The sequence below is a fragment of the Gelidibacter sp. genome, assembly GCF_053579655.1.
Genome location: NZ_JBMDWE010000014.1, coordinates 61,548 through 82,800, shown reverse-complemented (window position 1 = coordinate 82,800; position 21,253 = coordinate 61,548). Strand labels below are relative to the sequence as shown.

General features: G+C 36.7%; 21 protein-coding genes. 16 read left to right on the top strand and 5 right to left on the bottom strand.

The genetic code is table 11. The features are described from left to right. Positions 1-66: 66 nt before the first annotated feature. The 5 genes from ACOH2D_RS09135 to porX form a co-directional block, all read right to left on the bottom strand. Positions 67-1,266, bottom strand: coding sequence for an alanine dehydrogenase (locus ACOH2D_RS09135; RefSeq protein ID WP_449535028.1), 1,200 nt, complete (start codon positions 1,264-1,266; stop codon positions 67-69). Between the two features lie 135 nt (positions 1,267-1,401). Next, positions 1,402-1,959 carry a hypothetical protein gene (locus tag ACOH2D_RS09130; RefSeq protein ID WP_449535027.1) on the bottom strand — a complete coding sequence of 186 codons (558 nt, stop codon included), beginning with the start codon at positions 1,957-1,959 and terminating at the stop codon, positions 1,402-1,404. Then, positions 1,901-2,044, bottom strand: a complete 144-nt coding sequence (locus ACOH2D_RS09125; RefSeq protein ID WP_449535026.1) for a hypothetical protein — start codon at positions 2,042-2,044, stop codon at positions 1,901-1,903. Before ACOH2D_RS09125 ends, ACOH2D_RS09130 begins: the two co-directional genes overlap by 59 nt. A gap of 166 nt (positions 2,045-2,210) precedes the next feature. Then, the gene (gene tsaE, locus ACOH2D_RS09120; protein WP_449535025.1) at positions 2,211-2,663 is read right to left on the bottom strand and encodes a tRNA (adenosine(37)-N6)-threonylcarbamoyltransferase complex ATPase subunit type 1 TsaE; all 453 of its coding nucleotides are present in this window, start codon (positions 2,661-2,663) and stop codon (positions 2,211-2,213) included. Positions 2,664-2,757: 94 nt separating this feature from the next. Then, positions 2,758-4,311: a T9SS response regulator signal transducer PorX gene (gene porX / locus ACOH2D_RS09115; protein WP_449535024.1), complete on the bottom strand. Its 1,554-nt coding sequence runs from the start codon at positions 4,309-4,311 to the stop codon at positions 2,758-2,760. A 37-nt stretch (positions 4,312-4,348) separates the two neighbouring features. Between porX and ACOH2D_RS09110 the strand changes: the two genes are divergently transcribed. From ACOH2D_RS09110 to hisH, 16 genes are all read left to right on the top strand, one after another. Beyond that, positions 4,349-5,572, top strand: coding sequence for an HD domain-containing protein (locus tag ACOH2D_RS09110; protein WP_449535023.1), 1,224 nt, complete (start codon positions 4,349-4,351; stop codon positions 5,570-5,572). 126 nt (positions 5,573-5,698) lie between these two features. Next, positions 5,699-6,727 (top strand): UDP-3-O-(3-hydroxymyristoyl)glucosamine N-acyltransferase, encoded by a 1,029-nt coding sequence (gene lpxD / locus ACOH2D_RS09105; RefSeq protein ID WP_449535022.1) that lies wholly within the window; start codon positions 5,699-5,701, stop codon positions 6,725-6,727. Next, the gene (locus ACOH2D_RS09100) at positions 6,714-8,120 is read left to right on the top strand and encodes a bifunctional UDP-3-O-[3-hydroxymyristoyl] N-acetylglucosamine deacetylase/3-hydroxyacyl-ACP dehydratase (protein ID WP_348038074.1); all 1,407 of its coding nucleotides are present in this window, start codon (positions 6,714-6,716) and stop codon (positions 8,118-8,120) included. Before lpxD ends, ACOH2D_RS09100 begins: the two co-directional genes overlap by 14 nt. Before the next feature lie 83 nt (positions 8,121-8,203). Next, complete coding sequence (lpxA, locus tag ACOH2D_RS09095; protein WP_348038072.1) at positions 8,204-8,989, top strand: acyl-ACP--UDP-N-acetylglucosamine O-acyltransferase; 786 nt, start codon at positions 8,204-8,206, stop codon at positions 8,987-8,989. Positions 8,990-9,046: 57 nt separating this feature from the next. Next, a complete protein-coding gene (efp, locus tag ACOH2D_RS09090) occupies positions 9,047-9,613 on the top strand; it encodes an elongation factor P (protein ID WP_348038070.1) in 567 nt (188 codons plus the stop codon). Between the two features lie 95 nt (positions 9,614-9,708). Then, positions 9,709-10,644, top strand: a complete 936-nt coding sequence (locus ACOH2D_RS09085) for a UDP-3-O-(3-hydroxymyristoyl)glucosamine N-acyltransferase (RefSeq protein WP_348038068.1) — start codon at positions 9,709-9,711, stop codon at positions 10,642-10,644. Further along, positions 10,644-11,054 (top strand): nuclear transport factor 2 family protein, encoded by a 411-nt coding sequence (locus ACOH2D_RS09080; protein WP_348038066.1) that lies wholly within the window; start codon positions 10,644-10,646, stop codon positions 11,052-11,054. Before ACOH2D_RS09085 ends, ACOH2D_RS09080 begins: the two co-directional genes overlap by 1 nt. Positions 11,055-11,119: 65 nt before the next feature. Beyond that, positions 11,120-11,995 carry a succinate--CoA ligase subunit alpha gene (sucD, locus tag ACOH2D_RS09075; RefSeq protein WP_348038064.1) on the top strand — a complete coding sequence of 292 codons (876 nt, stop codon included), beginning with the start codon at positions 11,120-11,122 and terminating at the stop codon, positions 11,993-11,995. A 148-nt stretch (positions 11,996-12,143) separates the two neighbouring features. Further along, positions 12,144-12,890, top strand: a complete 747-nt coding sequence (gene fabG, locus ACOH2D_RS09070; RefSeq protein WP_449535021.1) for a 3-oxoacyl-[acyl-carrier-protein] reductase — start codon at positions 12,144-12,146, stop codon at positions 12,888-12,890. A 127-nt stretch (positions 12,891-13,017) separates the two neighbouring features. Beyond that, positions 13,018-15,051: a VWA domain-containing protein gene (locus ACOH2D_RS09065; protein ID WP_449535020.1), complete on the top strand. Its 2,034-nt coding sequence runs from the start codon at positions 13,018-13,020 to the stop codon at positions 15,049-15,051. A gap of 13 nt (positions 15,052-15,064) precedes the next feature. After that, on the top strand, positions 15,065-15,880 hold the full coding sequence (locus tag ACOH2D_RS09060; RefSeq protein ID WP_449535019.1) for a prohibitin family protein: 816 nt from the start codon (positions 15,065-15,067) through the stop codon (positions 15,878-15,880). 281 nt (positions 15,881-16,161) lie between these two features. Then, positions 16,162-17,019, top strand: a complete 858-nt coding sequence (gene hisG / locus ACOH2D_RS09055; RefSeq protein ID WP_449535018.1) for an ATP phosphoribosyltransferase — start codon at positions 16,162-16,164, stop codon at positions 17,017-17,019. Between the two features lie 37 nt (positions 17,020-17,056). After that, on the top strand, positions 17,057-18,340 hold the full coding sequence (gene hisD / locus ACOH2D_RS09050; RefSeq protein WP_449535017.1) for a histidinol dehydrogenase: 1,284 nt from the start codon (positions 17,057-17,059) through the stop codon (positions 18,338-18,340). Continuing rightward, positions 18,340-19,377, top strand: a complete 1,038-nt coding sequence (gene hisC, locus ACOH2D_RS09045) for a histidinol-phosphate transaminase (RefSeq protein WP_449535016.1) — start codon at positions 18,340-18,342, stop codon at positions 19,375-19,377. Before hisD ends, hisC begins: the two co-directional genes overlap by 1 nt. A 12-nt stretch (positions 19,378-19,389) precedes the next feature. Next, entirely contained in the window at positions 19,390-20,514 is a 1,125-nt protein-coding gene (gene hisB / locus ACOH2D_RS09040) for a bifunctional histidinol-phosphatase/imidazoleglycerol-phosphate dehydratase HisB (RefSeq protein ID WP_449535015.1), read from the top strand. A gap of 58 nt (positions 20,515-20,572) precedes the next feature. Continuing rightward, complete coding sequence (gene hisH, locus ACOH2D_RS09035) at positions 20,573-21,160, top strand: imidazole glycerol phosphate synthase subunit HisH (protein ID WP_348037640.1); 588 nt, start codon at positions 20,573-20,575, stop codon at positions 21,158-21,160. Positions 21,161-21,253 lie beyond the last annotated feature (93 nt).

Below are 21,253 nucleotides of genomic sequence, written 5' to 3'. Positions count from 1 at the left end.
AAATGCCCATTGCAAATTGCAATGCAACCACCAATCTATTGTCTTTTCTTGGTGTTAAGTTCCAATTTAAAAAATTAAAAGATTGACGTCGCTGTATTTTAGATCAAACCAATCGGCTACCGATTTATTTGTCAAAATACCGTGGTAAAAGTACAATCCATTTTTTAATCCGCGGTCAAAACGTAGCGCATTTTCAATCCCACCGTCGTCTGCAATTTTTAAAAGATAAGGCGTGAACATGTTACTTATTGTTACTGAGGCGGATCGGGAGTAGCGCGCCGGTATATTTGGTACACAATAATGTACAATTCCGTTACGCTCAAAGGTGGGTTTGTCATGGGTTGTGACCTCACTGGTTTCAAAACAGCCCCCCATATCAATGCTGACATCAATAATAACAGCGCCAGTTTTCATGCAATCCACCATAGCTTCGGTGACTACAATTGGGGATCTGTTACTGCCTCTAATTGCTCCGATTGCAATGTCGCAACGCTTTAAGGCCTTTATTAAATTTTTAGGCTGTATGGTAGACGTGTAAAGTGTTCTGCCTAAATTGGACTGAACGGTTCTTAGTTTGGTAATTGAATTATCAAAAATCTTAACATTCGCACCTAAACCAATGGCAGAGCGTGCGGCAAATTCGCCCACTGTACCAGCGCCAATAATTACGACTTCAGTTGGTGGTACGCCACTAATATTTCCGAACATCAACCCGTTGCCGCCGTTAATGTTGGATAATAATTCAGCAGCGATAAGAATTGAAGCTGTGCCTGCAATTTCGCTCAAAGACCTAACCGCAGGGTAAGAGCCATCATCGTCTTTAATAAATTCAAAAGCCAAAGCAGTAATGCGTTTGGTGGCCAATGTTTCAAAATATTTTTTATTCTGTGTTTTTAACTGAAGTGCTGAAATCAATAAAGTCTGCGGATTGATGAGCTTTATTTCATCTAAAGAAGGTGGTTCAACTTTTAAGATAATAGGGCAGGAGTAAACTTTTGCGGTATCTTTTGTGATTTCGGCACCTGCTTCGCTATAAGCTCTGTCTTTAAAATTGGCGCCATCGCCGGCACCGGCCTCAACCATGACGCGATGTCCGTTGGATACAAGGGCAGAAACGGCATCAGGTGTTAGGCAGACACGTTTTTCTTGAAAATAAGTTTCTTTAGGAATGCCAATAAAAAGTTTTCCTTTTTTTTTGAAGATTTCTAAGGTTTCTTCCTGCGGAAGCAATTGGGCTCTGGTAAAAGGAGAAATAGATTTGCTCATTTGGGTGTAAAATAAGCAGTCAAATTACAATTTTTTTTTGATTTAAAATGGATGCTTAAAAATAATCGAGTTAGATTATTTTTTAAAGTATACAACGTTTATAAAAAGTTTATATAGCGTTAGGATTTCAATTTTTTAAAAATATTCCTTCAAATTATTAAATAGTCCTTTAGGTTTAATTTTAAACTCCTCTTCCAATTCTTGCATTGTTTTATTAGCGTCGTTGATCTTATTGAAAACTTTAGCCCGAATTAAGTATATTGATGGAATTACAACGGCCATTATAGGAACCATATAAAACAATTCAAGTTCATCAAGTCCAGTCGCTGTATCTTGATAAATAGCAACAACTATTTGATAGACATACATTGCTATTGGTACTATTAAAGCATGATACCACCAGTGGCGGCAAGTAAAAAACCAAATTATTAAGAAAAAAAGAGGGATAATCTTTCCAGTGAGCATCCACATGGCAGTTTGTGCATTTTCGTAAAAGCCACTATGATAATTAAATAGGAAGTTTTCCCAATCCGGGGTGGTAGGAACATAATTATATAGATAAAACAAAAAGGGAGAACTGGCAATTAACGTTGCCAGGATACTCCCTAATAGAAATTGTTTCTTTGCGATTATTTTATCCTCCAGCAGGGATTCTGATGGTTCGTTTATCAACTTCTGTTTTTGTTTGTCCATTTAAATCAATAAGATTTGTAGCTTGTGCAGTGAACAACGCACCACCGAAAATTGCCAACGCAATTAAGTACTTTTTTGTTTTCATAATTCAAGGGATTTAATTAATTAATTGATTCAAACTTAGGCCTATCGAGCTATAGATAGTGTTAAGTAAATGTTAAAATTAATCTTTAAATCCTCTTGAATGCTACGGTTTTCCCGTACTTTTCAAAATTGACGCGGTGTGTGCTTGCTGAATTTTTTTAAAAATTTTACTGCTTTTTTGCCTTTTCTTGGGTTAAATTATTTTCTCTGCTTAATTTAAGAGTTCTTGAGCCATCTATATTTAATATAAATTCGATTTCATTGGAATTTTCAGGAAGTAAATTTCCTAATTTTTCTGGCCATTCTATAAAAACCCACTGACCGGAATACAAATAATCTTCAATTCCAAAATTGAGCGCTTCTTCTTCATCCTTTATTCTATATAAATCAAAATGATATATTAAACCGTCTTTTACTTCATATTCGTTTACAATTGAAAATGTAGGGCTGTTTACATTTTCGATACTTCCTAATTGTTTAGATAATTCTTTAATCAAGGTTGTTTTTCCAACGCCCATTTCGCCGTAAAATAATAGAGTCTTCGACGTCGCTTCTTTTAATAGTGCGCTTGCAATGGATTCAATGTTCTCAATAGAATATTTATATTCAATGCTTTTCATTTTTGATAATGGATTTATGGAGCAATAATAAGTATAAAATATGTGAAATGCTAATAAAATTGCATTTCATCGGGTATATCTGCATTACGAAGGTTTATTTTGGACTAAGAACTACAAACGGAATGATCATTTCTTGCAATGAAACACCGCCATGTTGATAAGTGTTCCGGAAGTAGCTCACATAATGGTTATAGTTATTAGGATAGGCCAGAAACATATCGCCTTTTGCGAAAATAAACGAACTACTCATCGTTATAGTAGGTAAATGAATAGCCTTTGGATCTTTGACGGCAAATACATCTTTAGATTCATAGGTCAAACTGCGTCCTGTTTTATAGCGCAAGTTCAAGCTGGTGTCTCTATCTCCGATCACTTTGGATGGATTTTTGACATTGATTGTACCGTGATCGGTAGTCAGGATTAACTTAAAGCCCATTTGCTGCGCTTTCTGAATCATTTCCAATAACGGTGAGTTTTTGAACCAGCTTAGAGTAAGTGAGCGATAAGCCTTGTCATTTGACGCTAATTCCTTAACGACTTCCATTTCAGTTTTGGAGTGGGACAGCATATCCACAAAATTATAGACAATCACAGAGAGGTCATTGTTTTTTAATGATTTAAAATTTTCAACCAATTTTTTACCGGATTGGAGATTGGTTATTTTATGATACTCGGTTTTCAAGTTCTGAAGTCCCAAACGTTTCATTTGTGCCGCTAAAAACTCAGCTTCAAAAAGGTTTTTGCCACCTTCCTCCACATCATTTTTCCAATATTCTGGATGACGCTTCTCCATTTCACTCGGCATCAATCCAGAAAAAATGGCGTTTCGGGCATATTGTGTGGCCGTTGGGAGGATACTGTAAAATGAACTTTCTGAAGTTTTTTTGTAATAATTGCTCACAATGGGTTCAAAAGCTTTCCATTGGTCATAGCGCAAATTGTCAATGACTATTAATAAGGTAGGTTGCTTATCACTAAGCTCGGGCACAATTTTGTTTTTAAACAAATTATGTGACATCGTTGGGGCATCGGCTTTATCTTCAAACCACTTGGTGTAATTCTTTTCAATAAATTTTCCAAATTGTGCATTGGCTTCCGTTTTTTGGGATTCTAATATTTCTGTCATGCCAACATCTTCGATACCTTCTAACTGTAATTCCCAATAAATCAATTTTTGATATAAATCGGCCCATTCTTCATAACTATTAACCATAGACATGTCCATGGCGATTTTTCTGAATTCCTGTTGATAGTTGGAAGTTGTTTTTTCTGAAATTAATCTAGAATGATCTAAATTCTTCTTTAAGCTCAATAATATTTGATTGGGATTAACCGGTTTTATCAGGTAATCGGCGATTTTATTGCCAATCGCTTCCTCCATAATATTTTCCTCCTCACTTTTCGTAATCATCACTACCGGAAGATTGGCCCGTCGTTCCTTAATTTCATTCAGCGTTTCCAATCCCGTTAATCCTGGCATGTTTTCATCTAAAAAAACAATGTCAAAGTTGGTGTCGTCAATAATTTCCAGAGCTTCCATACCACTTTTGCAGGTGGTAACATTGTAATTCCTTTTTTCTAAAAACAAGATATGGGGTTTTAGCATATCAATTTCATCGTCAACCCAAAGGATATTTATACGGTTCATGTATATTTGTTTATAATTAATGATTAAAATCTCAAGTTTGAACAAAGTAAACAAACTCAAAATATTTAACGACCCAATTTACGGATTTATTACGATACCAAATTCGTTAATCTTTGATTTGATTGCCCATAAATACTTTCAAAGATTGCGCCGTATTTCTCAAATGGGCATGACTTATTTGGTATATCCAGGGGCGCACCATACCAGATTTCATCATGCCATGGGAAGCATGCATTTAATGCAAAAAGCCGTTAATGTCCTTCGTTTTAAAGGTGTTGATATTTCTCAAGAAGAGGAAGATGCTTTGTTAATAGCTATACTCTTGCATGATATTGGCCACGGCCCCTTTAGTCATGCGATGGAGCATAGTATTGTCACGGGAGTTTCACATGAAGCTATTTCCCTTCTTTTTATGGAGCGTTTGAACCAGGAATTTAACGGAATTTTAACGCTGGCCATTCAGGTTTTTAAAGGAGAGTACAACAGAAATTTCATGTGTCAGCTCATTTCCAGTCAGCTGGATATGGACAGAGCTGATTATTTGAAACGTGACAGTTTTTATACAGGTGTTGCAGAAGGCAATATCAATGCTGAACGCTTGATTACCATGTTGAATGTCGTAGACGACGAATTGGTAGTAGAGGAAAAGGGTATTTATAGCGTTGAGAAGTTTTTGGTAGCCAGAAGATTGATGTATTGGCAGGTTTATTTGCATAAAACCAGTGTGGTGGCCGAACAATTACTGATGCGCGTTTTAAAACGTGCCAAGGAACTGTCTAATAAAGGTGTTGATTTAAAGGCCAGTAGTGCCTTGACCTATTTTTTGAAAAATGATATCAACAAGTCAAATTTCACCATTGATACGCTTGATGTTTTTGCGCATTTGGATGATTATGACATCGTTTCTGCAATGAAGGAATGGCAATATCATGATGATTTTGTGTTGAAAAACATCTGTTCTATGATTATTAATAGGGACTTGCTCAAAGTGAAATTAAAAGACAAAAAGCATAAGATTGAAGACGTCCAGGCGCATAAGGAACGATTAATGAAGCAGCATCATATAAGTGCTGAAGAAGCGGGCTACTTTGTGTTTACAGGGGAAGTTTCAAATCAGGCTTACGAGCTGAAATCCCAGAATATAAACATCTTGTCAAAATCTGGTAAAATCAAAGATATCGTCAAAGCCTCCGATCAGCTGAATTTAAAAGCGCTCTCAAAGCCAGTGACCAAGTATTATATTTGTTATCCGAAGGAATAGGTTTGAGGTGGACGTTATGTGAAATCTGTGACGAATGGATCAACGACATCCATTAATACTGAACCTGTCGAAGTAACTTTACAACAAATAACAATATATGATACATTTTTTCTATTTTTGCCATTGATGAAATTTACAGCACTACAAATAGCAGGAATTTTAGAGGGCGATATCGTTGGAAATCCAGATGTCGAGGTCTCTAAACTTTCAAAGATCGAAGAGGGTATTGAAGGGTCATTGACTTTTTTAGCCAACCCTAAGTATAAATCCTATATTTATACCACCAAGGCATCCATAACTATTGTTAACAGATCATTTGAGCCCGAAAGTGACGTCACTACGACACTTGTAAAGGTTGATGATGCCTATAAATCGTTTTCAAAACTTTTAGAATATTACAATCAGGTGAAACTGAATAAGTTTGGGATTGAACAACCTAGCCACATTTCTAAAAACACAACCCATGGAGATGATGTATATATTGGCGCATTCACCTATATAGGAGAGAATGTATCCATAGGAAACAATGTCAAAATATTCCCTAATTCTTACATAGGAGATAATGTGAAAATTGGAGATAATACGGTATTGTTTGCTGGGGCTAAAGTGTATTCTGATTGCATTGTGGGTAAAAATTGTGTTATTAACTCTGGTGCAATTATAGGCGCTGACGGATTTGGTTTTGCACCAAACGAAAATGGTGAATACACCAAAGTACCACAAACAGGAAATGTTATTTTGGAAGATTTTGTGGATATTGGTGCTGCAACTACTATCGACAGAGCCACTTTAGGATCGACCATTATTAGAAAAGGTGTGAAATTAGACAATCAAATTCAAATCGCACATAATGTTGAAATAGGTAAGAATACCGTTATTGCTGCCCAAACCGGCGTTGCAGGCTCTACCAAAATTGGAGAAAACTGTATTATTGGTGGTCAGGTTGGGATAGTGGGTCATATTACCATAGGTAACAACGTGAAAATACAAGCACAGTCTGGTATTGGCAGAAATGTTAAGGATGATGAAGTTCTTCAAGGCTCACCTGCATTTGCTTATGCCGATTATAATAAATCTTATGTGTATTTTAAAAAGTTGCCTAAAATCATGAAAGAAATTAATAACATTGATAAAAAAATAAATGGGAATAGTTAAGACAGACATCAAACAGAAAACGATTCAAAACAAAGTTTCGTTAACTGGTGTTGGATTGCATACAGGAAATAATGTGACACTCACATTTACACCTGCACCAGTGAATTCTGGATATTCATTTAAGCGTGTTGACCTTGAAGGAACACCAATCATTGAAGCAGACGCCAATTATGTGACCAATACACAACGCGGCACCTGTTTGGAAAAAAACGGCGTTATTATTCAAACTTCTGAGCATGTTTTGGCTGCTCTTGTAGGAATGGATATTGACAATATTATTATTGAATTGAATGCTTCTGAGCCTCCTATTATGGACGGTTCTTCCAAATTCTTTGTGCAGGCACTTGAAGATGCAGGAATTATGGAACAAGATGATTTCAGAGAAGAGTATGTAGTTACAGACGTGATCACTTATGTGGATGAAGAGTCTGGAAGTGAAATGATCATCATGCCGTCTAAAGAATACCAAATAACCACAATGGTCGATTTTGGTACTAAAGTTTTAGGCACGCAAAACGCAACTTTAAATAATATCCACGATTTTAAGGAAGATATCTCAAATGCAAGAACGTTTAGCTTTTTGCACGAAATTGAAATGCTTCTGGAGCATGGATTAATAAAAGGAGGCGATCTTAACAATGCGATTGTTTATGTAGATAAGGAATTATCGGCTGAAACAATGGAAAAACTGAAAGTCGCTTTCAAGAAAGATAATATAGCCGTTAAACCAAATGGCATTCTTGATAATTTAACCTTGCACTACCCAAATGAGGCGGCGCGTCATAAATTGTTAGATGTGATTGGGGATTTAGCGCTTATTGGCATCCGTTTAAAAGGCAAAGTAATTGCAAATAAACCTGGACATTATATCAATACGCAGTTTGCCAAGAAATTGTCTAAAATGATCAAAATCGAAAGAAGGAGCAATGTTCCGGTCGTCGATTTGAATCAGGAGCCCTTAATGGACATCAATCAAATCATGGACATGTTGCCGCATAGACAACCGTTTTTAATGATTGATAAAATTTTTGAATTGACAGATTCTGGTGTTATCGGTATGAAAAACGTAACGATGAATGAGTCTTTCTTTGCCGGCCATTTTCCAGGATCTCCAGTAATGCCAGGTGTTTTGATCGTGGAAGCGATGGCGCAAACAGGTGGGATTCTTGTATTAAGTACGGTTCCTGATCCAGAAAATTACTTAACTTTCTTTATGAAGATCGATAAAGTAAAATTCAAGCAAAAAGTTGTTCCTGGTGATACCTTAATATTCAAGTGTGATCTTATCACACCAATCAGAAGAGGTATTTGCCATATGCAAGGTTACGCCTATGCTAATGGAAAACTTTGCGCGGAAGCGGAATTAATGGCGCAAATTTCAAAAGTTAAATAACAAACGAACCGTTAAGTTCACAATTAAAAAATAGATAGTTGCTAAGTCAATTAAAAGAACCTAAAAAAAATAAAAATAAGGAAATGAACCAACCACTAGCATACGTACATCCTGGCGCGAAAATAGCAAAGAATGTTGTGATTGATCCTTTTACAACTATCCATAATAATGTTGTGATTGGTGAAGGCACATGGATAGGGAGTAACGTAACCATTATGGAAGGCGCTCGCATTGGAAAAAATTGTAATATTTTTCCAGGAGCGGTGATTTCTGCTGTACCTCAAGATTTAAAATTTCAGGATGAGGACACTATTACAGAAATAGGTAATAATGTCACTATTAGAGAATGTGTGACCATAAATAGAGGTACTACCGATAGAATGAAAACCGTTATTGGCGATAATTGTTTGATCATGGCCTATTGCCACATCGCTCATGACTGCATTATTGGAAATAATTGTATTTTTTCAAATAACAGTACACTTGCAGGACACGTGACCGTTGGAGATTACGTCGTATTGGCAGGAATGACGGCCGTACATCAGTTTTGTTCCATAGGAAATCACGCTTTTGTAACAGGCGGATCTTTGGTACGTAAAGATGTCCCTCCGTTTGTAAAAGGCGCAAGAGAGCCTTTGTCTTATGTGGGGATTAATTCGGTCGGTTTAAGACGAAGAGGTTTTTCTTCAGATAAAATCAGAGAAATACAGGACATTTACCGTATCCTTTATCAAAAGAACTATAATAATACCCAAGCTTCAGAAATTATTGAAGCTGAAATGGAGGCTACTCCTGAACGCGATGAAATTTTACAATTCATCAAAAATTCTCATAGAGGTATTATGAAAGGATATTTTAAATCAAACTAATTCTCTCAGATATACAACTTTACAACAAACAAATCAACAACATACAATAAATTACAAATGGCAACTACAGCAGATATTAGAAATGGATTGTGCATTAGGTACAATAATGATATTTATAAGATTACAGAGTTTTTACACGTAAAACCAGGAAAAGGTCCGGCGTTTGTAAGAACAAAAATGAAAAGTGTGACCAACGGAAGAGTTTTGGAGAACACCTTTTCAGCGGGACATAAAATTGATGATGTTCGCGTAGAAACACATAAATTTCAGTTTTTATACCATGATGGCGAATATTACCATTTCATGAACCAGGAGGATTACTCACAAATCAGATTGTTGGAAGCCGCTTTAGATAGACCTGATTTGATGAAAGAAGGTGAAGTCGTAACCATTTTGATCAATACTGAAGATGGTATGCCACTTTCAGTAGAAATGCCAGCCACCGTAACTTTGGAAGTTACCTCTACAGAACCTGGCATCAAAGGAAATACAGCGACAAACGCGACAAAACCGGCAACTGTTGAAACAGGAGCAGAGGTGAATGTGCCGTTGTTCATAAATGAAGGTGATAAGATCAGAATTGAAACTGAAAAAGGAACCTATAAAGAACGCGTTAAGGAGTAGTTTTTAGTTGACAGTCAACAGTCAACAGTCGGCAGTCCTCTGGGACGACCAATCGTCAAGCAATTTAACAACAAACAGGTTAACAACAATCAACAATGAAATTCCCCAAACCATATACCTTAAAACAAATTGCAGAAATCATCAACACACCTTATGTTGGCAATGATGATTTTCCTGTGTTGGGAATGAACGAAATTCACGTGGTTGTACCGGGTGATATTGTTTTTGTGGACCATCCAAAGTATTACGACAAAGCGCTAAAATCGGCTGCAACGATTGTGTTGATCAATAAGGAAGTGGACTGTCCTGAAGGAAAAGCATTGCTTATTAGTGATGATCCGTTTAGGGATTTCAACAAATTAACGCAGCACTTTAAGCCTTTCCAAAGTGCCAATCAAAGTATTTCAGATTCTGCAAAAATCGGAAAAAACACAATTATTCAGCCAAACTGCTTTATAGGTCATAATGTGGTTATTGGCGATAACTGTTTAATTCATCCTAATGTTATTATTTATGATGACACCATTATTGGTAATAACGTTACCATTCATGCTGGCACTGTATTGGGCGCGAGTGCGTTTTATTACAAAAAGCGTCCAGAAGGCTATGATCAATTAATTTCTGGGGGTCGTGTGGTCATTGAAAACAATGTTCATATTGGTGCTCTTTGCAGTATCGATAGAGGCGTCACTGGGGATACCATTATTGGCGAAGGATCTAAATTGGATAATCAAATCCAAATCGGTCATGATACAGTTCTCGGAAGGAAATGTTTGATTGCTTCGCAAACTGGAATTGCCGGTTGTGTAATTATCGAAGATGAAGTGACCATTTGGGGTCAAGTAGGAACCACAAGTGGTATAACTATTGGAGAAAAAGCCGTTATTCACGGGCAGACTGGCGTTACTAAGTCTGTTGAAGGAGGTAAAACATATTGGGGTTCTTCAATACAAGAAGCGAAAAATGAATTGAAGGACAAGGCTTACATCAAAAGAATTCCTGGTATCATAGATCAACTAAAAAATAAATAATGTCCCCAAAAGAAGTTGTAAAAGCCTTTTATACATCCGATTTAGCTAATAACAGCCAATTGGTTTCTAAATACGTCCACAAAGATTGTCAATTGCATTGGAATAGCAGTACAGGTTATAAGGTTCTGGACTACGACGGATTAGATGAATTTTATAAAAATGTCAATTTATCATACAATTCCCTAAAATGCGAAATCAGTCATTTGTTGCAAGATCAAAATCATGTCACTATAAGATTCACCGTGTTTATTAGCACCATCGAAGACCCAGAAAACGAACAACCCTTGGCCAACTTTATCAGCATTTGGGAAGTAAAAGACGGGAAACTTTATAGAGGTTATGAATTAAGCCAAGTAGCGGACGACAATATAGAAAGTTACAAATCCTTTTCAGAAATAAAAGTTCAATAAAGGCTTCATAAATGCTGTTAAAAGGATTACTTTTGCGAAGTCTTAAAAATTAAAAAATAATATAAATGAGCGTTTTAGTAAATAAAGATTCAAAAATAATTGTGCAAGGCTTTACGGGTAGTGAAGGTACATTCCATGCAGAACAAATGATAGAATACGGAACTAACGTAGTCGGTGGTGTTACTCCTGGTAAAGGTGGACAAACCCATTTGGACAGACCTGTTTTCAACACTGTAGAAGACGCAGTTAAAGAAGCTAAAGCTGACACTTCTATTATTTTTGTACCACCAGCTTTTGCTGCTGATGCCATTATGGAAGCTGCTGATGCAGGTATAAAAGTGATTATTTGTATCACTGAAGGTATTCCTGTGGCAGACATGATTAAAGTTGCAAGTTATATTAAAAATAAAGACTGTCGCTTAATTGGACCTAACTGTCCAGGAGTTATTACTCCAGGCGAAGCAAAAGTTGGGATTATGCCAGGTTTTGTATTCAAAAAAGGTACCGTAGGTATCGTTTCTAAATCAGGAACTTTAACTTATGAAGCTGCTGACCAAGTTGTAAAACAAGGTTTAGGCATCACGACGGCAATTGGTATTGGTGGCGATCCAATTATTGGAACAACCACAAAAGAAGCTGTTGAGTTATTGATCAACGATCCAGAAACCGAATGTGTGGTGATGATTGGTGAAATCGGAGGTCAATTGGAAGCTGATGCTGCGTATTGGTATAAAGAAAGTGGTAGCAAAAAGCCAATCATTGGATTTATTGCTGGCGAAACTGCGCCTGCAGGACGTACCATGGGACATGCTGGCGCAATTGTTGGAGGAAGCGACGACACGGCTCAAGCTAAAAAGAAAATTATGAGAGCTTGCGGAATTCACGTTGTGGATTCACCTGCTGAAATCGGGAAGAAAGTAGCCGAAATTATGGCGAAATAACCTCATATGATTTATTGAGAACCTCACATTTTTGTGGGGTTTTTTTATTTGAAACAGTTCTTATCCTTATATTTGAGAAGAAAATTATCAACCTAGTTCGAGTGCCAAAATACAGAAACAGTGCATTCACTACTAAATTTATATATATATGAAATTATTAGAAGGAAAAACAGCAATCATCACAGGGGCAAGTAGAGGTATCGGTAAAGGTATCGCGCAGGCTTTCGCTCAAAATGGTGCAAATGTGGCATTTACATATAGTTCTTCAGTAGAATCAGCAAATGCCTTAGAAGAAGAATTGAACGCTTTAGGCATCAAAGCGAAAGGCTATCAAAGCAATGCGGCCGATTTTAATGAATCACAAAAATTAGCAGATGATGTTTTGGCTGAATTTGGAAGCATTGATATTTTGGTGAATAATGCAGGAATCACAAAAGATAACTTGTTGATGCGTATGGGCGAAGAGGATTTCGACAAAGTGATCGAAGTCAACTTGAAATCCGTGTTTAATATGACCAAAGCGGTACAGCGTACCATGCTAAAACAACGCAAAGGTTCAATCATTAACATGAGCTCGGTAGTTGGTGTTAAAGGTAATGCAGGACAAACAAATTACGCCGCTTCTAAGGCTGGAATGATCGGGTTTTCTAAATCGGTAGCGTTGGAGTTAGGCTCTCGTAATATCAGAAGCAACGTGATCGCTCCAGGATTTATTGAGACAGAAATGACGGCCAAATTAGATGAAAATACCGTTAAAGGATGGAGAGAATCTATTCCATTAAAACGTGGTGGTACTCCTGAAGATGTTGCGAACGTTTGTGTATTCTTGGCCAGTGATTTAAGTGCTTACGTTACAGGTCAAACAATCAATGTTGATGGTGGAATGCTAACCTAAAGTTTGCAGTGTTCAGTAACAGTCAACAGTAGATAATTTAATTAAAGATCATCTGCAGAGATTGATTATAATTTGTAAAATAAACAAACATTCGTGTATTCGTGGCAACAAAACCTCGAAATTTTAAATGAATACAGAAACAATCCTATATATCATATCGGCTGGAATCATAGCGCTTTTATTAGCGCTTTTTCAGTATATATATAAGTCGAAAAAACAGACGAAAGTCACTGTTTTGTTGGCTTGTTTGAGATTTGTGACCTTGTTTTCTGTGTTGTTATTATTGGTTAATCCGAAATTTGATAAAACCACTTACTTTAACGAAAAACCGAATCTGGTGGTTGCGGTAGATAATTCAAAATCCATTAAATATCTGGATCAAGATAAAAAAACAAGAGATTTAGTCGCACTTCTTAAGAATGATAAAGCTTTAAACGAGCGGTTTAACTTAGAGTTTTTTACTTTCGGAAAGGATCTTAATGCTTTAGATAGTCTGTCGTTTAATGAGAAGCAAACCAATCCCACGCTTTTATTTGAGCGGTTTACGCAAGTGTATTCTAATGCTGTCGCACCTTTAGTTGTGATTACCGATGGGAATCAAACTTACGGCAATGACTATGAATTTGCCGCCCGAAATTATAAGCAAGTCATCTTTCCTGTCATTTTGGGAGATACCACAAGTTACACCGATTTAAAGATTGAGCAGCTTAACGTCAATAAATATGCTTATCTAAAAAATAAGTTTCCTATAGAAATTATAGCAGTCTACAATGGTCAGGATGAAGTCAACACTCAATTAACTATAAGTTCAGGAAGTAGCATCGTTTTTTCTCAAAACTTAACCTTCAGCAAGGAGCAATCGAGTAGGCTCGTCACTCTGAGTTTACCGGCAAATACTCCCGGCGTTCACAGTTATAAGGCTGAGCTAAAATCTATTCCAAACGAAAAAAACACAGTCAATAATATTAATAATTTCGCTGTAGAAGTTATCGATCGGAAAACGCATGTAGCCATTATATCTGATATTTTACATCCGGATTTAGGTGCTTTGAAAAAGTCTATTGAGAGCAGTGATCAACGTCAGGCATCGATCATAAAACCATCTGAATTTAAAAGTTCGTCAAATGATTTTCAACAAGCTATACTATATCAACCGAACCAAAGCTTTAGCGTGGTTTATGATGAAATCGAGGCGCTAAACATCAATACGTTTACCATTCTAGGAACAAAAACCAATTGGACAGAACTTAATAAGCTGCAGCCTTATATCCAACAAAAGGTCACCAATCAATACGAAGATTTTCAAGCGGAACTAAATTCAAATTACAATGTTTTCATTGTTGATGATTTAAATTTCTCTGATTTTCCTCCATTGCAAACAGAATTTGGAGTTACGAGTTTTTCAGTTCCCACTGAAGTGGTTTTATATAAAACAATTAATGGTATTCATTTAAAAGAACCTTTGTTGCTGACCTATGAAGTCAATCAAAAAAGAGCCGCCGTTTTAAATGGTGAAGGGATATGGCGTTGGAGATCACAAAGCTATTTGGATGAAAAATCCTTTCATACGTTTGATGATTTTATAGGTAAAATCATTCAATATCTTGATTCCAAACAAAAGCGTAGCCGTTTAAATGTGTCGTATGAATCATTTTATAATGGTAACGACAATATTATTGTTACCGCGCAGTTTTTCAACAAGACCTATGAATTTGACAATACGGCAAACCTTGAAATTACGGTAAAGAACACCAAAAACGAACAATCCCAAACCTTTCCGTTTATTCTAAAGCAAAATTATTATCAAATCGATTTAAGTGGTTTGGTAGCGGGCGATTATGCATTTACGGTAAAGTCGCAAAATGAAAGCATTTCACAATCTGGCGAGTTTAAAATTTTGGATTATAATGTAGAACAGCAATTCCTGAACGCGAATGTTTCGAAACTTGAAAACTTAGCGGCCAATAGTCAAGGAACTTCTTATTTTATCACTGATTCAAGCGCACTTTTTGAGCAGTTATTAACGGATGAAAGGTTTGTCACCGTTCAGAAAAGCACTAAAAATGTTGTACCTTTGATCGATTGGAAATTTCTTCTGGCCCTTATTGCATTAAGCCTATCTGCAGAATGGTTCATTAGAAAATACAACGGCCTAATTTAAATTAAAACTATTTATGGAAAAATTACCTAAAGTTGCATTACCAGCAATTATTGCTGCAATTGTATTAATTATTTTACTTGCTAAATCGGCGGTAACTATTGAGTCAGGACAGGCTGGCGTATTATATAAAACATTTGGCGGCGGTGTCGTTACTGATGAACCTGCTCTAGGAGAAGGTTTTCACGTCATAGCACCATGGAATAAAGTCTTTATTTATGAAGTAAGACAGCAAGAAATTTTAGATAAAATGAGCGTTTTGTCTTCAAATGGATTGGATATTAAATTAGAAGCCTCAGTATGGTTTCAACCAACATTTGAGAATCTAGGAAAATTACATCAAGAAAAAGGTGAAATGTACAAAGATCGTATCTTGTTGCCTGCGATTCGTTCTGCAGCAAGAAGCGTGGTAGGTCGTTATACGCCAGAGCAATTATACTCTAGTAAGCGAGATGTTATTCAACAAGAAATATTCATTGAAACTCAGAAAATCGTAAAAGACCAATATATTCAATTAAACGAAGTTTTAGTACGTGACGTAACCTTGCCTGCAACCATTAAAGATGCTATCGAACGTAAATTGAAACAGGAACAAGAGTCTTTAGAGTATGAATTTAGATTGGTTACAGCTTCTAAAGAAGCAGAGAAGGTAATTATTGAAGCACAAGGTAAAGCAGATGCCAACAGAATTCTAAATACGTCTTTAACTGATAAAATCCTTCAGGATAAAGGTATTGAAGCTACTGTAAAGCTTTCTGAGTCACCTAATAGCAAAGTTGTTATCATAGGTTCTGGTAGTTCTGGAATGCCGATTATTTTGGGCAACCAATAATTATTTTGAAAATTAATCATCAAATATTAGTGAATTTAAATTTTATTTTGACATATTTGTAATTCATAAAAAAAGAAATGAACTTTATTCAATCACATTATCACCATCATCATATTTGCACTCAAGCGAACTGAAGATGTATTGAATAAAATCAACATATTTAAAACCGTTTGAGTAAATCAAGCGGTTTTTTTGTTCCTGCCCATCAGGAATCTCTTCCAAAAAGATTTACTCCAACCAAAAAGTTTAATTAAAAACGAGCCATTCTGGTGGTTAAAACTATGAGTAAATTAAAAATAGCAGTTCAAAAATCGGGTCGTTTGTATGATGATTCCATGAAAATCCTCAATGATGTAGGCATTTCTATTGACAATGGCAAGGACCAGCTCAAAGCCTCGGCCAAAAACTTTCCTTTGGAAGTGTTTTATCTTCGCAACGGCGATATTCCACAATATCTAAAAGATGGCGTAGTTGATGCCGCGATTATCGGCGAAAATATCCTAACGGAAAAAGGCGGCAATATTAATGTCATAGAAAAATTAGGTTTTTCAACCTGTAAAGTGTCCATTGCTGTGCCAAGATCTTTTAAATACAAGAATATAACAGATTTGGAAGGAAAGCGTATTGCCACTTCTTATCCTAATACGGTCAAAGATTTTCTGGACAAGAACAACATTAACGCCCAGCTCCACATTATTAATGGATCGGTGGAAATCGCACCAAATATTGGGCTTGCCGATGCTATCGTGGATATCGTCTCAAGTGGGAGCACACTGTTCAAAAACAATCTCAAGGAAGTAGAAGTTTTACTGAGATCTGAAGCTGTTTTGGCAGCATCTCCAATGATTTCAGCAAAAAACGAAGCCATTTTAAAAAAGTTACAATTCAGATTTCAATCGGTTTTAAAAGGACGACAGTCAAAATATGTGCTTCTAAACGCTCCTAACGACAAGCTCGATAAAATTATCAGCGTCCTGCCTGGGATGCGAAGTCCTACAGTGTTACCATTGGCACAAGAGGGTTGGAGTTCCATACATTCCGTCATCAATAAAAATGAATTCTGGGAAGTCATTGACGAGTTAAAAGCCAATGGAGCAGAAGGTATTTTAGTTTGTCCCATTGAAAATATGGTGATTTAATCACATCAATTTCTAAATAAAGCGTTACATCAGAAGTATGAAAATCATAAAAAATCCAAATCGCGCCTCTTGGCCAGAATTAATTAAACGGCCCACCCAATCGTTGGATACGATTGAAGAAACTGTCATTCAAATCTTTGATGATGTCAAAAGACATGGCAATCAGGCGATTCAAAAATACACAGCTCTTTTTGATGAAATTGATGCCGAAGTCACCGAAGTTTCTGCAGATGAAATAACAGCTGCCTCGCAAAATGTTCCCGATGCATTGAAAGCGGCCATTCAAATGGCAAAGCAAAACATTGAGACTTTTCATAAAGCGCAAAAAACAAACCGGATTGAAGTGGAAACGATGCCAGGTGTCAACTGTTGGCAAGAGAAACGCGCTATTGAAAAAATCGGATTGTATATTCCAGGAGGAACTGCACCTTTGTTTTCTACGGTATTGATGCTTGCCGTTCCAGCGAAAATTGCAGGATGTAAAGAAATGGTACTTTGTACGCCGCCTAATAAACAAGGAACTGTTGCGAATGAAATTCTATATGCAGCGCAACTATGTGGTGTGACCAAAATTTACAAAGTTGGCGGTATCCAAGCCATTGCAGCCATGACCTTTGGCACGGAAACGATACCTCAGGTTTATAAAATTTTTGGACCAGGAAATCAATTTGTCACTGTAGCAAAACAATTGGCCACCAAATATGGTGTGGCTATTGATATGCCTGCCGGTCCGAGTGAATTGCTCGTACTTGCCGATGACACAGCAAATCCAGCTTATGTGGCCTCTGATTTACTTAGTCAGGCAGAACATGGCGCGGACAGTCAAGTGATTTTGGTCTCCAATTCAGAAGCTTTTATTGCAGCAGTAGAAACGGAAATAGAACAACAATTAGACGTTTTGCCAAGAAAAATCATGACCAAGAAAGCTATTGAAAACTCAAAGTTGATCTTGATTAAAGACGATCAAGAAGCACTGGATTTTATCAATGCCTACGGACCTGAACACTTTATTGTATGCTCAAAAAATGAAGCGCTATTTATCGACGGGATTAGCAATGCTGGATCGGTGTTTATTGGCGATTACACACCTGAAAGTGCAGGCGATTACGCTTCTGGAACCAACCACACCTTGCCAACCAACGGATTTAGTAAAGCCTATTCTGGAGTGAATTTAGATAGTTTTTTAAAAAGTATCACCTTTCAGAAAATCACAAAACAAGGTCTGCAAAACATAGGTAAAACCATAGAGTTAATGGCAGGGGCAGAGGGCTTGCAGGCTCATAAGAACGCAGTATCCATCCGATTAAAAGACCTAAAATAATGAATATCCAAGATCTCATAAGGCCTACAATAAAAGCCTTAAAACCATATGCTTCGGCACGTGACGAATTTAAAGGCAGTAAAGACAATTTAACCTTTCTTGATGCCAATGAAAACCCGTATGACAATGGCGTCAATCGCTATCCTGATCCGCAACAGGGCGAATTAAAAGTGCTGATTTCTAAAATAAAAAATGTGCCTTCAGAGAATATTCTTTTGGGAAATGGGAGTGATGAAGTGCTGGATTTATTGATCAGAATGTTCTGCGAGCCGAATAAAGACAACCTATTAATTCTTCCGCCAACCTATGGCATGTATGAGGTATTGGCTAATGTCAACGCGGTTGAAGTGCTTAAAATCAATCTGACATCAGAATCGTTTCAGCCACAAACGACGGCTATTTTGGAGGCTGCAAATGCAAATAGTAAAATTCTGTTTTTATGCTCCCCAAACAATCCGACAGGAAATAGTTTTGAGGCTAACACTATAGAGTTTCTATTAAAAAACTTCAAAGGGATTGTAGTGGTCGATGAAGCCTATATTGATTTTTCGGAAGATGAAAGTTGGTTGTCTAGATTGAATGAGTTTCCAAATCTTGTGGTTACGCAAACCTTGTCCAAAGCTTATGGAATGGCAGGTATTCGTTTGGGGATGTGTTTCGCTTCCACAGAAATTATAGCGACGCTGAACAAAATTAAACCGCCCTACAATATTAATGAATTGACCCAACGGAAGGCAATTGAAGGATTGGAAAAAAAAGTACTTGTTAATTCTCAAATCGCCTGTATCATAGAGGAAAGAGACACTTTATTTAAAGCATTGGAAGATGTTGATTTTATAGAGAAAGTCTATCCATCTGACGCTAATTTTGTGATGGTAAAGGTCGATGATGCCAATAAACGCTATCAACAATTGATTGAAAATGGCATCGTCATTCGCAATAGAACAACCCAGCCCTTGTGCGAGAATTGCTTGCGATTGACCATTGGGACAAAAGAAGAAAACCTAAAACTTATTGAAAATTTTAAAAAACTATAAAGATTAAATTACATGAAAAAAGTATTATTTATAGACCGTGATGGCACCATTATTCTTGAACCAAAAGATTATCAAATTGACAGTTATGAAAAATTGTCATTTTACCCTAAAGTATTTCAGTATTTAGGAAAAATAGCTAATGAATTGGATTACGAAATTGTCATGGTAACCAATCAAGACGGGTTGGGCACGGACTCTTTCCCGGAAGATACCTTTTGGCCGGTTCATAATTTTATGTTAGAAACTTTTCAGTCGGAAGGGATTCATTTTAAGCATGAATTTATAGATCGTACTTTTGATGAGGACAATGCGCCAACGCGTAAGCCAAGGACTGGATTGTTGACGCAATTCTTTTCGGACGATTATGATTTGGAGAATTCGTTTGTTATTGGCGACCGCTTGACGGACGTTGAATTGGCGAAAAACTTAGGTTCAAAAGCTGTTTTTATAAATAACCCAGCGTCTGACTTTATCGATGCCGAACAGGAAGCACTGCAAGATTACATCGCATTAGAAACAAACAATTGGGAACAGATTTATAATTTTCTGAAAGCAGAAGATCGAACATCAACTCTGGAACGAAACACCAATGAAACCAAAATCGCCATCAATCTCAACCTTGACGGTACCGGAAAAAGTAATATTGACACCGGAATCGCTTTTTTTGATCATATGCTCGATCAGATTGCACGTCACGGGCAATTGGATTTGGACATCAAAGTACAAGGCGATTTAGAAGTGGATGAACATCACACCATCGAAGATACAGGCATTGCTTTAGGCGAAGTATTTGCGAAAGCTTTGGGCAATAAGTTAGGGGTAGAACGCTACGGATTCTGTTTGCCAATGGACGACTGTTTAGCGCAAGTGGCCATCGATTTTGGCGGACGAAATTGGTTGGTTTGGCACGCAGAATTTAAACGTGAAATGATTGGCAAAATGCCGACAGAGATGTTCTTTCATTTTTTCAAATCCTTTACAGACGGCGCAAAGTGTAATTTAAACATCAAAGCAGAAGGCGAAAATGAACATCATAAAATTGAAGCCATTTTTAAAGCCTTTGCAAAATCCATCAAAATGGCCATCAAACGTGATTTGGAAAAAATGATTTTACCTTCCACAAAAGGAATGCTATAAAACAAATTACAAGTACCAAATTCCAATGCTTAGATTGGAGCTTTAAAATTGATTTTAAATGAAAATTGTAATCATAGACTACGGTGCCGGAAACACAAAAAGTGTTCAATTTGCCTGCAATCGTTTAGGTTTTAATCCTGTTTTGAGTAATAATATAGAACTTATTCAAGCAGCTGATAAAGTGATTTTCCCAGGTGTTGGACATGCCAATAGTGCTATGGAAATGCTTAAAAATTCGGGATTGGATGAATTAATTCCGACGCTCAAGCAGCCCGTTTTGGGGATTTGTTTAGGAATGCAATTGTTGTGCAATGCCACGGAAGAAGGCAATACAAAAGGTTTGGGTGTTTTTGATGTGGATGTCAAACGTTTTCCTGATACAGTAAAAGTTCCACAAATGGGCTGGAACACGATTTTTAATTTGAAATCAAATTTATTTATGGACATAAAAAACGATGTCTATATGTATCTTGTGCACAGTTATTATGCAGAAATATGTGAGCACACGATCGCGCAAACCAACTATGGCATCGCTTATAGTTCTGCATTGAAAAAAGACAATTTTTACGGTGTCCAGTTTCATCCAGAAAAAAGCAGCACAGAAGGAGCGCAGATATTAGCTAATTTTTTAAAGTTAGATATCTGATATTAGAAATACGAAGTAAAATATTAGAAGTGAAATTTTCAATATTAAAAGTTTAAAGTAGAATTTGAGGAGAGTAAGTGTTTGAATGTTTAA

Excerpts from the sequence above, each read along its gene's own strand:
- ACOH2D_RS09135 (WP_449535028.1), bottom strand. The coding sequence starts at position 1,266 with ATGAGCAAATCTATTTCTCCTTTTACCAGAGCCCAATTGCTTCCGCAG.
- ACOH2D_RS09130 (WP_449535027.1), bottom strand. The coding sequence starts at position 1,959 with ATGGACAAACAAAAACAGAAGTTGATAAACGAACCATCAGAATCCCTG.
- ACOH2D_RS09125 (WP_449535026.1), bottom strand. The coding sequence starts at position 2,044 with ATGAAAACAAAAAAGTACTTAATTGCGTTGGCAATTTTCGGTGGTGCG.
- tsaE (WP_449535025.1), bottom strand. The coding sequence starts at position 2,663 with ATGAAAAGCATTGAATATAAATATTCTATTGAGAACATTGAATCCATT.
- porX (WP_449535024.1), bottom strand. The coding sequence starts at position 4,311 with ATGAACCGTATAAATATCCTTTGGGTTGACGATGAAATTGATATGCTA.
- lpxD (WP_449535022.1), top strand. The coding sequence starts at position 5,699 with ATGAAATTTACAGCACTACAAATAGCAGGAATTTTAGAGGGCGATATC.
- ACOH2D_RS09100 (WP_348038074.1), top strand. The coding sequence starts at position 6,714 with ATGGGAATAGTTAAGACAGACATCAAACAGAAAACGATTCAAAACAAA.
- lpxA (WP_348038072.1), top strand. The coding sequence starts at position 8,204 with ATGAACCAACCACTAGCATACGTACATCCTGGCGCGAAAATAGCAAAG.
- efp (WP_348038070.1), top strand. The coding sequence starts at position 9,047 with ATGGCAACTACAGCAGATATTAGAAATGGATTGTGCATTAGGTACAAT.
- ACOH2D_RS09085 (WP_348038068.1), top strand. The coding sequence starts at position 9,709 with ATGAAATTCCCCAAACCATATACCTTAAAACAAATTGCAGAAATCATC.
- ACOH2D_RS09080 (WP_348038066.1), top strand. The coding sequence starts at position 10,644 with ATGTCCCCAAAAGAAGTTGTAAAAGCCTTTTATACATCCGATTTAGCT.
- sucD (WP_348038064.1), top strand. The coding sequence starts at position 11,120 with ATGAGCGTTTTAGTAAATAAAGATTCAAAAATAATTGTGCAAGGCTTT.
- fabG (WP_449535021.1), top strand. The coding sequence starts at position 12,144 with ATGAAATTATTAGAAGGAAAAACAGCAATCATCACAGGGGCAAGTAGA.
- ACOH2D_RS09065 (WP_449535020.1), top strand. The coding sequence starts at position 13,018 with ATGAATACAGAAACAATCCTATATATCATATCGGCTGGAATCATAGCG.
- ACOH2D_RS09060 (WP_449535019.1), top strand. The coding sequence starts at position 15,065 with ATGGAAAAATTACCTAAAGTTGCATTACCAGCAATTATTGCTGCAATT.
- hisG (WP_449535018.1), top strand. The coding sequence starts at position 16,162 with ATGAGTAAATTAAAAATAGCAGTTCAAAAATCGGGTCGTTTGTATGAT.
- hisD (WP_449535017.1), top strand. The coding sequence starts at position 17,057 with ATGAAAATCATAAAAAATCCAAATCGCGCCTCTTGGCCAGAATTAATT.
- hisC (WP_449535016.1), top strand. The coding sequence starts at position 18,340 with ATGAATATCCAAGATCTCATAAGGCCTACAATAAAAGCCTTAAAACCA.
- hisB (WP_449535015.1), top strand. The coding sequence starts at position 19,390 with ATGAAAAAAGTATTATTTATAGACCGTGATGGCACCATTATTCTTGAA.
- hisH (WP_348037640.1), top strand. The coding sequence starts at position 20,573 with ATGAAAATTGTAATCATAGACTACGGTGCCGGAAACACAAAAAGTGTT.